Raw genomic sequence first — 14,434 nt, 5'->3', positions numbered from 1 at the left:
CCCCCCCCCCCGCATCGCAAGGAGGTTCAGCAGCGGTCCCGAGCGGATTCGAACATCCATCGCACGGTTTAGGAAAGCGTGTGCATAGAAGAGCAAAAGATGCTTATGCTACACTAGGGATGAGGAATTCCTGCGCCGTTTTTCGGCGAATCGTTTGGAGGCGGCATTAGGCCGCAAGCGGATCAATATGATTCAAGGGAGGAATGGAACGATGAGACTCCCCGCCCTGTTTCTTGCACACGGTTCGCCGATGCTGGCGATCGAAGACAATGCGTACACGGCGTTTTTGGGCAAACTCGGGGAAGGAATTCGCCCGCAGGCGGTCGTCATCTTTACAGCGCATTGGATGACGCGCCAACCGACGGTTTCGGCGGTTGAGGGAACGTATGACATGATTTATGATTTTTCCGGGTTTCCGCGCGAGCTGTATGAAGTGGTTTATCTGGCGCGCGGGTCGGTCGAGTGGGCGGAGCGCGTGCGCAGCCATTTGGCGGGCGTAACGGCGGAAGTGGCGGTTGATTCCACGCGCGGGCTGGATCACGGTTCTTGGGTGTTGTTGCACCGTCTATTTCCCAACGCTGACATCCCAGTCGTGCAAGCGTCGGTCGTGCCGTGGTGGACGCCAAAACAATTGTTCCAGCTCGGGGAAGCGCTGCGCCCGCTGCGGGATGAGGGCGTGATGATCATCGGCAGCGGCGGGACGGTGCACAATTTGATGGCGCTCCGTTGGGAAGGTCACGCTGAAGCGGACGCGTGGGCCATGGCGTTTGATGATTGGCTCCTCAGCCAATCCGCCGCCCATAGTGAAGAGGTGTTCGATTATGAGAACAAAGCGCCGTACGCCAAGCAAGCTGTGCCCACACCCGAACACCTCGCGCCGTATTGGATCGCCTACGGGGCAGGCGATCGCGGCGGGGCGCCGCGCGTGTTGTTCCGTGAATACCAACACGGAAACTTAAGCCTAATGGCCGTGACATTTTAAAAGGAAAACCCGCTCCCCGTTTCAACGCATGGGGGCGGGCTGTTTCCTAGGCCGAAAGCAACGCTGTTACTTCCCGCAGCACTTTTTATACTTTTTCCCGCTGCCGCACGGACATGGGTCGTTGCGGCCGATTTTTCGCTCTTTTCGGCGGTATGGGATGTTGGTCGGCCGCGGAGGTGTTTGCAGCACGGCTTGAAAATGGCGATACCGCTGCTCGGCAATGGCTTTCCACGTTTCCAACTTCGGGTGATCGATCTCTAGAATCGTATAATAGGCGTACGCGTTCTGTTCGACATCAATCATCCAAGAACGCCCTCGTTTTTCCGCTCTTTTTACATACTGCTCTACTTCTGGGAACGCCTCTTTATCCAGCTGATGGCAAAGTGCCTCAAAGCAAAATGCTTGGAGGTCATCATCGCGCTGCTTGGAAAAGACTTCTCGCAATACACGCACGGCCTGTTTAGATTTGATGTTAGCGAGCACATGAATAGCGGACAGCGCCGTGTCTTCCTGAAACGCATATGGGCGCACCGCTTCGATCGTTTCTTCACGTTGGAACATCGATAAGGTGGAAACGGCTTGATCAACAAGCACATCTCCGTCTTGTTGTTCCAACAGTCGGGCGAGGCGGGGAATATATTCAGCGGCGCCGATGAGCGAGATCGCATACACCGCCAAAATGCCGTCATACGAAAACCAAGGCTGTTGCTCGTTTTTCATCCATGTCAGACCGATATCTTCCTTCGTCATCCATCCGCGTTCAACGAGAATGCGCACGGCTTGTTTGGCTACTAAAAACCAATCGTGATTGTGAAACTCTTCCTCGTGCAAATGCGAAAGCACTGAAAAATAGTGTTCCCATACGTCATCTTCCGTTCCTTCTAAAGCAAGGCGGACGGCTCGCTGCCAAGACCGCGGGAAGTGAGGGAGCAGCTGTTCTCCGTATTTTTCGAGCTGGGCGGCTGGAAACGGGAAAAACCAACGGATGTACTTCGTTGCGTCTTTCATGGTCAACAACTGCTCAAGCGCTCGGTCGGTCAACGGCTGTTTGGAGATGCCGTACAAAATCATCCTCCGTGTTTCTTCGTTGTCCGCCGTTACAGCCTCATCCACCAAACGCTCCACAAGCGCGGCTGGAATATCCGGATACTCTTCGATTGCGTCAAACGCAAACTGGCGGAGGACAGGATGGTCGCTAAACAAATGCGGCTCGATTGTTTGAATAAAGGACATGATCACACCTTCTTTTTTTCTGAAATTTCACCCCGTCGCTGACAGAATATCGACATTCAACCTCCTTGCGACGGGTTTGCGGGTTCTTCCTTCATACATGGAACACAAGCAGCGGCCGATGCGATGGAAATGGGCAGCCAATGGAGCTCTTGGTCATTTCAAACATCACAGCATCTCCTCCTCTATCATCATAGACAAAATCCGCTTGATTTGAAACCGTTTTTCCTTCTCGCAAACTCGCTTGTTTGATATACTAGAAGTGGAAGGAGGTGAAGAGGGTGGAAGAAAAAACGATATTGGCGCAAATTTTGCAAGTGCTTGATTTGTACGCGGCGGATATGCGCAAGCAGTTCGAAGCGCTCCATGAGAAATTCGACTCGCTCCAACGCCAAGTCCAAGCGTTGAATGAAAAAACGGATGAAATGGACAAGCGCATCGAGGAGATGGATGGACGGTTTGAGCGGCAGATCGCCCAGTTGGAGCGCACCGTGAACGAACGGTTCGAACGGCTCGAAGCGAAACTCGGCCACATCCGCGTCGAACTAGTTGAAACACAAGAAACGGTCGACTTCCACTCCGTCAAAATCGCCCAGCATGATCGAAAAATCCGCCATTTGCTTCACGCTCGATAAATCCTCCACCGCCATCATGCCCCCGCCCTTCCATCAAGGCGGGGGCGTTCGCATCAAGAAAGCTCTCGGGCAAGGTCGGCCGCCAAGGCGGCGTTGTTTTTCACTAAGGCGATGTTTGCTTGCAAGCTTTTGCCTCCGGTTAACGTTTTCACACGGTCAAGCAAAAACGGGGTGACCGATTTTCCGGTGATGTGCTGCTTTTCTGCTTCCTTGAGCGCTTGTTCGATGATGGCGGTGATATACGACTCCTCGAGCTCCTCTTCTTTTGGGACAGGATTGGCGATCACAACACCGCCGTTTAACCCAAGCTTCCATTTCGTTTCGAGGAACTGGGCGATCTCTTCCACGCTGTCGAGGCGATAGTCGACGCGAAACGGGCTCGTCCGCGAATAGAACGCCGGCAGGACGTCCGTCTGATAGCCGATGACCGGAACGCCGTGCGTCTCGAGGTATTCAAGCGTCAAGCCTAAATCCAAAATTGATTTCGCCCCTGCGCAGACGACCGCGACATTTGTGCGCGCCAGTTCCTGCAAGTCAGCCGAGATGTCCATCGTCTGTTCGGCGCCGCGGTGCACGCCGCCGATGCCGCCGGTCGCAAATACGCGGATGCCCGCCATCTCAGCGCAAATCATCGTCCCCGCCACGGTCGTCGCCCCGTGTTTCTTCATGGCGACGACATACGGCAAGTCGCGGCGGCTCACTTTTTCTACATCGCGGCTTGTCCCGAGCTGTTCAAGTTCGTCTTCGGTCAACCCGATTTTGATTTTTCCGTTTAAAATGGCGATCGTCGCCGGCACGGCGCCGCGGTCGCGGATGATCTGTTCAACCGCTTTCGCCGTTTGCACGTTTTCCGGATACGGCATGCCATGCGAGATGATCGTTGATTCTAAGGCGACAATCGGCTTTTTTTCGGCCTTCGCTTGAGCGACTTCTTCGGAAAAGACGAGAAAATCATTCATCACTTCGTTCCCCCTTCGCGAAAATACCGCGCATAGGCGGCTTGCAACAGGTGTTCATTCAAAGCGGGATGCACCGTTTCGGCCGTTTGCAGCGTAAGCGCCGCGCTGCTCATCCCAAAGCGGCAGGCGTCTTCCACCGTATGTCCGCCTAAGACGCCGTACAAAAATCCAGCCGCAAAGGCGTCGCCCGCTCCGGTGGCGTCGGTGACCTCAACCTTCGGCGCCGCAATCGCTTCTGTTTCCCCTTGCTTGGTGGCGTACGCGACGCCGTTTGCGCCGCGCGTGACGACAACGTTCTGGGCGCCGGCTTGAAGGATCGGTTTCATTATGTCGTCCGTATGTCCGTCGCGTCCCACAAATTCCTTAGCCTCCGCTTCATTCGTGACAAACCACGTCACACCAGACAAATCGCTGGGCAATCGCTTCACTTTTGGAACCGACACCGTCACAACACAAAGCGGGATGTCCTCTTGGCGGCATTGTGCAATCACCGAACGAATGACAGCCTTCGGGAAATTCGTGTCAAGCACGACCGCAGAAATCGGACCGAGCCGAGTCCATTGCTGCTTTAGCCATCCTTCCCCCACTGTATCATAAATGGCCATATCCGCCAAGGCGAGAACCATCTCGCCGCGTTCATCGAGCACCGCTGTATACGTCCCGGTGTTCGCTTTTGGCGTTCGCACGATGAAGCTCGTATTGACATATCGGCTCGTCACGTCAATGAGCCACTGTCCATCGTGATCATCGCCAACGGCGCTGACGAGCGAAACAGGTTGAGCAAGCCGCCCTAAGTTTTCCGCCACGTTTCTCGCCACCCCGCCCGCGGTTTGCGTCGTGGTGACGGGATGGGACGTGCCGAGCTGAAACGGCGCAAGCAACCGCGCTTTCCGATCGACATTCGCCCCGCCGATGCAGACGATCGAGGCCGCTTGCCGCATGCCTTTTCCCTCCTCTCCCAATGAACACCGCTGTCCTCCTTCCGCTCTCCCAAAACAAGGAAAACGATTTCAAACAAGCAGGCAGCTGCTCTTGTCGAAGCCTCACTGCCCATTGTACCATATGCCGTCCTGCATAAAGAAAGCACCCCGCCAAAACGACGGGATGCCGAAGTTCGAACGTTTAGTTTTTGTACGCGCAATACGGACGCAGTTTGACGCCGATCAGGCTGCCGAGGAAAGCAAAGACAAACCACGCCCAGCCGTGGGCGCTGAATGACGCAATGCCGCCGAAATACGCGCCGATATTGCAGCCGAACGCCAGCCGGGCGCCGTATCCCATCATCAGGCCGCCGATCAGCGCACCGATCGTCATGCGCGTCGGACGCTTCCACTGAATCGGTTTTGTATAGCGGCCCGCAAGCGCTGCCGCCAATAAGGCGCCGACCATCAAGCTGATGTCCATCACGGTCGTTGTATCGTAGTAGAGTGGATTCGCGAGCGCCTGCCGTTTCGCTTCATCTTGCCAGTACGCCCAAGCGGTCGGATCGACGCCAAACAGCTGCACGAACTTCGCCCCCCAAAGGGCGAAGGCGGACGTAATGCCCCACGGCTTACCGCTAATCATCAGCACAAGCGCGTTCGTTACAGCCAAGAGCAACGCCCCGACCAGAAGCGACCATGGCCCTTTGTAAATCGCTTTCCAGCCATGACGGTTCTCAAGCGATGTAGCAACGAGTTGGCCATAGCGCCGTTTTTCCGCCACGGTCACCACATAGTAGACCGCTGCCAACAAAACCAACTGAAGCCAAAACCCTCCCAAGGCGCCGAACTCGCCAATGAACGAGAACGGCTTCCATTGCGGCATCTTCGCCCACACGTCAAAGTGGGTCGTCGCAATGACTGAGCCAGCGATGAACCCGATGAGCGTCACGATGCCGTTCGCATCGCCTCCGCCGATATGGTACAACGTCCCGGACGCGCAGCCGTCGCCAAGCTGCATGCCGATGCCAAACAGGAAGGCGCCGACGATGACTGATACCCCCACGCCAAATACATACCCTGACACCGGGTGCCCGAGCGCCGAACCTTTCACGAGCAACGGCAAAAACAACGCGCTGGCCACAGCCATCATGATCATCTGTGCCCGAATGCCTTCCCCTTGGCGGTATAGAATAAACTTTCGCCATGCGGATGTAAAGCCAAAATGCGCCTGGTACAATACAAATCCACCAAACGCCCCGAGCACATACAAAAGCGCCTGTTGCCAAGAAACGCGGCTATATAAGAACAACGTTCCACCGATCAATATGAGGCAGGAAACAGCAATAATCCACGCAGTCAGATGTTTCGGGGCGTTCGCTGCTTGTTTCGCGCGAACGTCTCGTTGTTGTGCGGTCACTTCCACGATGCGTTCCCCCTTTTGTTTTGGTTGATGAACGTATTCTATAATACTATAAAACCAATTGATTTTCTACGATTTAAACTAAAAAGTTTCAATGTTGCGGCCGGTCGGGTATAATAGCAGACGAACATTTTCTTCGGAAGGAGATGACCATGTGGAACGAGTTTAAAAAATTCGCCGTCCGCGGCAATGTCATCGACTTGGCCGTCGGGGTCATTATCGGCGGGGCATTTGGCAAAATCGTTTCTTCGCTCGTCAATGACATCATCATGCCGCTCGTCGGCTTATTGTTGGGAGGCATCAATTTCAGCGGCCTGTCGTGGAAAGTCGGCAAAGCGGAAGTGAAATATGGGGCGTTTATCCAAACGGTCGTCGATTTTTTGATCATCGCGTTTTCGATTTTCCTGTTTGTGAAATTGATCAACACGCTGTATGAACGGGTGAAAAAGCAGGAAGAGGTGAAGGAAACCGCGCCGACGCTGACGAAAGAGGAGGAGCTATTGACAGAAATTCGCGATTTGTTAAAGCAGCAGCGGGAAACGCTGTGAAAGCCTGTCTCGGAGGTGGACAGGCTTTTAGACATAGTAATAAAAAGCAATCTCTTATTATACGAATATGTGGTATAATGAGGAAGGCAATAGTACGGTAACTTAAGGGTGGATCGGCTACCCCTGATTTGGAAGGGGGTGATGCCGATGACAGTATTTGAAGCATTAATGTTTGCGATCGCATTCGCAAGTCTCATTGTTTCAATGCTGTCGCACAACCAAAAGAAATAATCCACCCTTAAGTTAACGAGGCGGCTGGGTGGATTATTTCCCTCTGCTCACGCCGATCCCCTTTATGGGAACCGTCTATTGCAGGGCCGAAGGTGCGGCAACACCTTCGGCTTCATTTTATGCATATGAACTCTGCATACTATATTATACATGTTATATTATATATGCTGAATGTTCAAATGTAAAACGATGTAAGTAAAATATTTGTGACTGACATTTAGGGAGGTTCCCCTTGTTGGCGAAACGACACCACCGCTCCGAGAACGACGATAACCCAAATGGCGCCCGTTTTGGCTAGGGCGCCTTTCTGTTTCCGTCAAAGCAGCCAATATGCAAGCGGCGCGGTGAGGATGAGTGTCAAGACGGTGCGTTCAAACCAGATGACCAGCAGCCGCGGCAAGCTGAGCGGGATTTCTGTAGATAAAATGCATGGAATGACAGCGGAAAAGAATAGGATCGCCGAGACGGATACGACCGCAATAATGAATTTTGTGACAAGCGGAGCTTCGGTGACAAGCAAAGCGGGCAAAAACATTTCCGCGATTTCGATGGCCGAAGCTTTCGCAGCCAACAACGGTTCAGGGATTTGCAACAGAAGGGTGAATGGGTAGAACAGGTAGCCCAACCAGTCAAACAACGGCGTATATTCAGCGAGCAGCAGCCCGATCAGTCCGACTGACATAATGGAAGGCAAAATGCCCATCGTCATGATGAAGCCATCGCGCAAGTTCTCCCATATGTTTGTCCCAATCCCTTTTGACTGTCCTACCGCTTTCATCGCCTCGGACCAAGCTTGCTTCATATAGCTTCCCGTCACTTTTTGTTCGGGATCTCCTTTGCCGTCGTAATACTCGTCGCTCATGCGGCTCAGCGGCCAAAGCCGGGCGGTAAGCGCTGTAACGGCAAACGTCACGAGAAATGTCACCCAAAAATACGTGTTCCAGATTGGCATGAGCCCCAATGTTTTCGCGACAACGACCATAAATGTCACCGATACGGTGGAAAAGCCGGTAGCGATGATCGCTGCTTCTTTCACGGTGTATTTGCCTTCTTTGAACACTTTATTGGTGATCAATAGACCGATCGAGTAGCTGCCGACAAAGGAGGCGACGGCGTCGATCGCCGAACGGCCCGGCGTTTTCCAAATCGGACGCATGATCGGCTGCATCCATACGCCGACAAATTCTAAAAGCCCGTAGCCAACGAGCATGGCGAGAAAGGCGGAGCCGATCGGCACAAGGAGTCCGACGGAAATGACGAGCTTGTCGTACAAGAACGGGCCCATATTCGGTTGAAACAGCCACGACGGACCGACGCGAAACACCAACATGACCGCCGTAATCAGCCCAACAACTTTCAGCAGCGAAAAAACGACTGTTACGGCATCTTTGTTCCACGTTTTTTTATAAAATGGATAAATTGCACCGAGAGCGATCACGATCAGAGCATAATAAGGAACAAGTGCTGAAAACTGGGTGCGGATCCATGTCACAATATGATCGAGCAAAATCGATGATGTGCCGCCGATGGACACCGGGACGAAAAATACGAAAATGCCGATGGCACTAAAGACGAAAAACTTCCATGCCCCGCTGGCCGGCGTTGGCGTCGGCACGGATGGCGCTATATTTGTATCCGTTTTCATTCTCCTCCACCCCCATTGTTCTTTTTACCCCAACTTGCGCGGCCGGAAGCATAGCCGCTTCCGGTCGCCAAACGCTTTGGCGAAAGACGATTCCTCCCTTCAGATGCACACCTTGCCTTCTTTCACCACCCCCTCCCCGCCTTTGATCACCGTCTCAACATGGTTGACTCCGTAATGGTACATGATCTGCACGTAATTCGGAACATTGAAAATGACCAAATCCGCTTTCTTGCCCGGCTCGAGGCTGCCGACGAGATGCCCGCGGCCGATGGCGTGGGCGGCGTTGATCGTGGCGGCGGCGATGGCTTCGGCCGGGGTCATGCGCATATGCAGGCAGGCCAAGGTCATGACAAGCGGCAGCGAGACGGTCGGCGACGAACCAGGGTTGCAGTCGGTCGCTAAGGCGACGGGAACGCCGGCGTCGATCAAACGACGGGCGTCGGCGGCTTTTGTCATTAAGAAAAAGGCGGTGCCTGGCAAAAGGACGCCGATGACGCCGCCATCGGCCATGCGGCGGATTCCTTCGTCCGATGCCCGAAGCAGGTGGTCGGCGGAGATGGCGCCGACTTCGGCGGCCAGTTCCGCCCCGCCGTACGGTTCGATTTCATCAGCGTGAATTTTCGGCGTCAAGCCGTGCTCTTTGCCTGCTTCGAGGATGAGGCGCGCCTGGTCGGGGGTAAAGACGCCGCGCTCGCAAAAGACGTCGTTGAACTCGGCGAGCCCCCGCCGGCTCACTTCGGGAATCATCTCGTCGATGACAAGGCGGACGTATTCATCCGGATCGTGCTTCCACTCCGGCGGAACGGCATGAGCGCCAAGAAACGTGGAGACGATATCGACCGGGTGGGTGTCATCGAGACGCTTGGCGACTTCAAGCTGCTTGATTTCGTGCTCAAGGCTTAAACCATAGCCGCTTTTTGCTTCGACGGTCGTGACCCCATGAAGCAAAAACTGATCGAGCCGCCGCTTGCTTTCTTCATACAACATCTCTTCCGACGCCTCGCGCGTCGCTTTTGTCGTCGCATGAATGCCGCCGCCTGCGTTCATGATTTCCATGTACGTCGCCCCGCCGAGCCGCATCGTCCATTCGTGTTCGCGGCTGCCGGCGTAAACGAGATGAGTATGAGGATCGACAAGCCCAGGCGTCACCGTTTTGCCCTTAGCGTCAATGACTTCCGCTTCGGCGAGCCGATCGGCAAATTGGCGGGCCAGTTCATCGTCCGCACCAACCGCCACGATCGTGCCATGTTCGATCCAGACGCTGCCGTTTTCGATGATGTGAAGATCGCTCATCTTCTCCTTGACAAGCGGAGCCGCGGAGCTTCCCGCCAGCGTGACGAGCTGGCGGGCGCGGCGGACAAAGAGCGGTCGCATAGGCGGTTCCCCTTTCTATTTCAGCATCGGCATATCGATGCCTTTTTCTTTCGCTGTCCGAATGGCGAGCTCATACCCAGCGTCGGCGTGGCGGACCACACCAAGCCCCGGGTCGGTCGTCAACACGCGCTCCAGCCGTTTTTCCGCCTCTTTCGTGCCGTCGGCGACAATGACCATGCCGGCGTGAATGGAGTAGCCCATGCCGACGCCGCCGCCGTGGTGAACCGACACCCAGCTTGCGCCGCCGACCGCATTCAACAGCGCGTTTAAAATCGGCCAGTCGGCGATGGCGTCGCTTCCATCTTTCATTCCTTCCGTCTCCCGGTTCGGCGAAGCAACGGAGCCCGAATCCAAATGATCGCGGCCGATGACGATCGGCGCTTTCAGCTCGCCTTTGGCCACCATGTCGTTGATGATTTTCCCGAACTTCGCCCGCTCGCCGTAGCCGAGCCAACAAATGCGCGCCGGCAGCCCTTGGAACTTAATGCGTTTTTGCGCCATGCGAATCCAATGGCAAAGACGCTCATTGTCGCTGAATTCACGCAAAATGACTTCATCGGTTTTATAAATGTCTTCCGGGTCGCCGGATAATGCCACCCAGCGGAACGGCCCTTTTCCTTCGCAAAAGAGCGGACGGATGTAGGCCGGCACAAAACCCGGGAAGGAAAAGGCGTCGTCCACCCCTTCGTCTTTTGCCACTTGGCGGATGTTGTTGCCGTAATCAAACGTCACCGCCCCTTGCTTTTGCATCGCCAGCATCGCTCGAACATGCGCGGCGATCGACTGTTTTGCACGGGCGATGTACTGCTTCGGATCGCGCGCCCTGAGTTCGGCGGCCTCATCAAGCGTAAGGCCAGCCGGGATGTAGCCGTTTAACGGATCGTGGGCGGACGTTTGATCGGTCAAGACGTCCGGAACAAAGCCCATTTCGACGAGACGCGGCAACACTTCAGCCGCATTGCCGACAAGGCCGATCGACAGCGCTTTTTTCTCTTCCTTCGCTTGTTTCGCCATCTCGAGCGCCGCGTCTAGGCTGTCGGTCATCGTATCCAAGTAATTCGTGTCAATGCGGCGCTGAATGCGGGCCGGATCGATTTCGACAGCGAGGCAGACGCCGCCATTCATCGTCACCGCGAGCGGCTGCGCCCCGCCCATGCCGCCAAGGCCGGCGGTTAGCGTGATCGTCCCGGCCAGCGTGCCGCCAAAGTGCTGGCGCGCCACTTCGGCAAACGTTTCATACGTTCCTTGAACGATTCCTTGGCTGCCGATGTAAATCCAGCTGCCAGCCGTCATTTGTCCGTACATGATCAATCCTTTTTTGTCGAGCTCATGGAAATGATCCCACGTCGCCCATGCGGGCACGAGGTTGGAGTTGGCGATCAGCACGCGCGGGGCGTCCGGATGCGTGCGAAATACCGCCACCGGCTTGCCGGATTGAATGAGCAACGTTTCATCGTTTTCTAAACGAAGAAGGGTGTCCACAATCGCCTCGTAACATTCCCAGTTGCGCGCCGCCTTGCCGATGCCGCCGTAGACGATCAACTCATCCGGCCGCTCGGCGACATCGGGATGCAAATTGTTGTTCAGCATCCGCAGCGCCGCTTCTTGAATCCACCCTTTCGCCTGCCGGGCTGTGCCCGCGGGCGGGCTGACGGTCCGTTTTTCTGCCATCGTCATCCTCTCCTTTTTCCTCTTTGCTTTTGATTGTAAGGGAGCAAAGAAGGAGAAGATAGGCGCACGTCTTTTAAAAGTGATCACATTTTTTTGAATTTTCTATTTCCTATCCGTTTTATTTGTTCATTTTTTTCGATATCGATCCATTTCTTTTGAAATATACGCCGCCCCCTCTCGCCCGCGATCCGGCAAGGCTGCGCTTTGCCACAGACAAAACCGCCTACCGCGGCGATGGCGGTTTCGGCCGTTGTTCGTCGCGGTAGGCGGTCGGCGTCTCATTCAGTTCGGCTTTGAAGACGCGCGTCAAATAATGGGCGGTGCGAAACCCGGTTTGTTCGGCGATTTCTTTGATCGACAAGTCCGTCTGCCGAAGCAGCCGCTTCGCTTCCTCAAGCCGCCGATTCGTCAGCCACTGGCGAAACGTCACGCCCCGCTTTTTCGACAACAAATGGCTGAAATACGCGGGACTGCGCCCGGCAGCGGCCGCGACCCGCTCAAGCGTGAGCGACGGATCGCGAAAATGCGCCTCCATATAGCGGAGGCCGCGCTCCACAGGGTCGACGCGCGCGTCTTCCGCGGCCTGCTTGGCCTCGTGGAACAACCGATATAAAAATAAAATCAATTCTTGAACGATACGATACAAGACGGGATTGTACAAAATGTCTTGAAAGATGCGCATATATTCGCGTTCGGTTCCGCCGCGGTCCAGGCGGTACGTTTTCATAAAGCGGCGAATTTGCGCCAAAATGCTTGTCAGCCGCGTCCGCACCATCTCCGGACTCGGAAACGGCGGCGACCAGTGCCAAAACTCGCGCTGCAGCCACCGTTTCACCGCTTCGTGGTCGAATCGCTCGAGCATTTCGATCCATTGCCGCTGCTCCTCGGGCGTCAAAAACGGATCGAGCTCACGCCACTGTTCGTATTCCGAAGCGGGAGCGATCACTTGGCGATAGCCAATGAAAAACGTCGTCTCGAGCAACCGGCGGGCCGCTTGGTATTGCCCGCGCACCGTCCTCCGGCCATCAGGCGGCATCACGACAACCGCGAGCGGCTCATGATGCTCCTCTTCCCAATCGCGCAACAGCTTCCACGCCTCTTCTTTCCCGTCGCCCGGCAAATCGGGAAGCAGGCAAACCGCCATATGGGTGAGCGGCAATACGCGCGCCCGTCCGCGAAACGGATAGCTCGTTAAAAAGCGGATCACTTCCCGAGACAAGGCAGGCTGTTCCGCCTGCACAAGCCATACATGGGTGGAAGCTGCGGCGGGGTCATCGTAAAATAATGCGCGGTAGTCGTCATGGCCGTCAAAACCCGCTGTCAGGCTCGAGCGGCTGTTGGAGGAAAGCGAAACCGCCGTCCTCAACGCTTGTTTCAGCTTGGCGGGCTCAAGCGGCTTCACAAGCAAATCGACGCATTGCCAGTCGATGGCTTGTTTCGCCCGCGCAAACGTCGCCTCGGCCGTTGCGGCAATCACGCGTTGGCAAAACAAGCGGACGTGGGATGTCGCCTTCGACCATCGTTCATACGGAATCATATCCAGTTCGACGTACAATAGCTCCGGCGCCTCCCGCTCAAGAAACGCCATCATCTCCTCGACCGTAGCCGCCGTATATACTTGCTCAATCGGCAAGGAATACGCGGAAACGAGCCAGCGGATCGCTTCTCGTTCCTTGTCGTCCCGTTCGGCAATGACCAATTTCACGTTCTCACCGCCTTGGCTGCAAGCGTCGAAAATGAAGGAGCGCTTCCATGCAAAAGGCGGCGGCCAACGCCACCGTTTTTCCGCCTTCATCCCAGAGTGGATTGACTTCGCAAAGATCGACGCTGATCGTTTTCGGATGAGAAACGATTCGGCGGACGAGAGCGCGCACTAGCGACGGAGCGAGTCCAAACGGCGACGGCGCGCTCACCCCCGGCGCGGCAGCCGCGCTGATGGCGTCCATGCAAATGGTCAACATCACGGCATCGTGATGAGCGGCAAATTCCTCGATTTGTTCATAGGCGGCCTCGATCGGCCCTGCGGTCAGCTCGTCTTCAAGCATGTACCGGCAGCCGTACGTCTCGGCCGCCGCAAACAGCGCCGCCGTGTTGCCAAGCCGCTGAATGCCGAGGCAGAAGTAACGGACCCGTTCGTCTTGATCCAATATTTGCCGAAACATCGTCCCGGACGTCGGCCCGTCATCGTACGGGCGCAAGTCGAAATGGGCGTCAATGTTGAGGATGCCAAGGCGGGCTTCGGGCCCGAGCGCTTCGCGAACGCCCAAGTAATGGCCGTACGCCGTCTCATGGCCGCCGCCGATCACGATAGACGCCATCCCGTTTTTCAGCAGGCGGGCGACCGCCTTCCCAAGTTCAGTCTGGCTTTGTTCGAGCCGTTCATCGACGCAAACGACATCGCCTGCGTCATAGACAACGACCCCTTCCGGAAGATGCCAAGGCAGCCGGGCCAGCGCCGCTTTGACGGCGGCCGGCGCCTCTTTCGCCCCTTGGCGGCCTTGGTTGCGGCGCACTCCTTCGTCGCACGCAAACCCGATGAATGCCGCCGCTCGTTCCACCGTCTCCAATGGCTGCGACAAATCGAGCAAGCGAATGCGCTGATGAAGACGAAACGCCTGCTCATCGCTCACGCTGTCAATCCGTCCCGTCCAACGGCCGGCGTCTGGCGGTTGATACATGAGACCATCTCCTTTCCATCATCAGCTGCTTGTTTCTTTCGCCACAGCTTTGCCGTTCTCCTCCTCATGCACGCGAAAAGAGGAAATCGCCGCCGTTTGGCGAATAAAAAAACATGATTGACAACAGAAAGGGTGTTC

At 55.7% G+C, this 14,434-nt stretch carries 13 protein-coding genes; 4 read left to right on the top strand and 9 right to left on the bottom strand.

Annotation, left to right across the window (positions count from 1 at the left end; genetic code table 11):
* The first annotated feature begins 211 nt into the window (after window positions 1–211).
* Window positions 212–982 carry a DODA-type extradiol aromatic ring-opening family dioxygenase gene (locus JCR24_RS07495; RefSeq protein WP_238980401.1) on the top strand — a complete coding sequence of 257 codons (771 nt, stop codon included), beginning with the start codon at window positions 212–214 and terminating at the stop codon, window positions 980–982.
* A gap of 66 nt (window positions 983–1,048) precedes the next feature.
* Here the strand turns inward: JCR24_RS07495 and JCR24_RS07490 are convergent, their stop codons facing one another.
* Complete coding sequence (locus JCR24_RS07490) at window positions 1,049–2,215, bottom strand: HEAT repeat domain-containing protein (protein ID WP_015374502.1); 1,167 nt, start codon at window positions 2,213–2,215, stop codon at window positions 1,049–1,051.
* Window positions 2,216–2,493: 278 nt separating this feature from the next.
* Between JCR24_RS07490 and JCR24_RS07485 the strand changes: the two genes are divergently transcribed.
* A complete protein-coding gene (locus JCR24_RS07485; RefSeq protein ID WP_011230871.1) occupies window positions 2,494–2,847 on the top strand; it encodes a hypothetical protein in 354 nt (117 codons plus the stop codon).
* A gap of 53 nt (window positions 2,848–2,900) precedes the next feature.
* Here JCR24_RS07485 and JCR24_RS07480 read toward each other — a convergent pair whose 3' ends face one another.
* From JCR24_RS07480 to JCR24_RS07470, 3 genes are all read right to left on the bottom strand, one after another.
* Window positions 2,901–3,806, bottom strand: coding sequence for a pseudouridine-5'-phosphate glycosidase (locus tag JCR24_RS07480; protein ID WP_238980405.1), 906 nt, complete (start codon window positions 3,804–3,806; stop codon window positions 2,901–2,903).
* Complete coding sequence (locus JCR24_RS07475; RefSeq protein WP_238980400.1) at window positions 3,806–4,747, bottom strand: carbohydrate kinase family protein; 942 nt, start codon at window positions 4,745–4,747, stop codon at window positions 3,806–3,808. The genes JCR24_RS07480 and JCR24_RS07475 overlap by 1 nt, the downstream gene beginning before the upstream one ends.
* A gap of 181 nt (window positions 4,748–4,928) precedes the next feature.
* Window positions 4,929–6,152, bottom strand: a complete 1,224-nt coding sequence (locus tag JCR24_RS07470) for a YeeE/YedE family protein (protein ID WP_238980399.1) — start codon at window positions 6,150–6,152, stop codon at window positions 4,929–4,931.
* A gap of 149 nt (window positions 6,153–6,301) precedes the next feature.
* Here JCR24_RS07470 and mscL point away from each other — a divergent pair, with 149 nt between their 5' ends.
* Both mscL and JCR24_RS17540 read left to right on the top strand, forming a co-directional pair.
* On the top strand, window positions 6,302–6,697 hold the full coding sequence (gene mscL / locus JCR24_RS07465; protein WP_015374498.1) for a large conductance mechanosensitive channel protein MscL: 396 nt from the start codon (window positions 6,302–6,304) through the stop codon (window positions 6,695–6,697).
* Window positions 6,698–6,838: 141 nt separating this feature from the next.
* Window positions 6,839–6,928, top strand: a complete 90-nt coding sequence (locus JCR24_RS17540; protein WP_370643316.1) for a putative holin-like toxin — start codon at window positions 6,839–6,841, stop codon at window positions 6,926–6,928.
* A gap of 316 nt (window positions 6,929–7,244) precedes the next feature.
* Here the strand turns inward: JCR24_RS17540 and JCR24_RS07460 are convergent, their stop codons facing one another.
* The 5 genes from JCR24_RS07460 to hutG all read right to left on the bottom strand — a co-directional run bounded on the left by JCR24_RS07460 (window position 7,245) and on the right by hutG (window position 14,296).
* A complete protein-coding gene (locus tag JCR24_RS07460; RefSeq protein ID WP_238980398.1) occupies window positions 7,245–8,573 on the bottom strand; it encodes a YjiH family protein in 1,329 nt (442 codons plus the stop codon).
* Between the two features lie 99 nt (window positions 8,574–8,672).
* Window positions 8,673–9,947 carry an imidazolonepropionase gene (hutI, locus tag JCR24_RS07455; protein ID WP_238980397.1) on the bottom strand — a complete coding sequence of 425 codons (1,275 nt, stop codon included), beginning with the start codon at window positions 9,945–9,947 and terminating at the stop codon, window positions 8,673–8,675.
* A 15-nt stretch (window positions 9,948–9,962) separates the two neighbouring features.
* A complete protein-coding gene (gene hutU / locus JCR24_RS07450; RefSeq protein ID WP_238980396.1) occupies window positions 9,963–11,618 on the bottom strand; it encodes a urocanate hydratase in 1,656 nt (551 codons plus the stop codon).
* Window positions 11,619–11,841: 223 nt separating this feature from the next.
* Complete coding sequence (locus JCR24_RS07445) at window positions 11,842–13,323, bottom strand: helix-turn-helix domain-containing protein (RefSeq protein WP_238980395.1); 1,482 nt, start codon at window positions 13,321–13,323, stop codon at window positions 11,842–11,844.
* Between the two features lie 4 nt (window positions 13,324–13,327).
* A complete protein-coding gene (hutG, locus tag JCR24_RS07440; RefSeq protein ID WP_014195533.1) occupies window positions 13,328–14,296 on the bottom strand; it encodes a formimidoylglutamase in 969 nt (322 codons plus the stop codon).
* Window positions 14,297–14,434 lie beyond the last annotated feature (138 nt).

The sequence above is a fragment of the Geobacillus sp. YHL genome, from assembly GCF_022341265.1.
Classification (GTDB): domain Bacteria; phylum Bacillota; class Bacilli; order Bacillales; family Anoxybacillaceae; genus Geobacillus; species Geobacillus thermoleovorans.
Note: the sequence above shows the minus strand (reverse complement) of the source record. Positions and strands in the feature narration are given on the sequence as shown.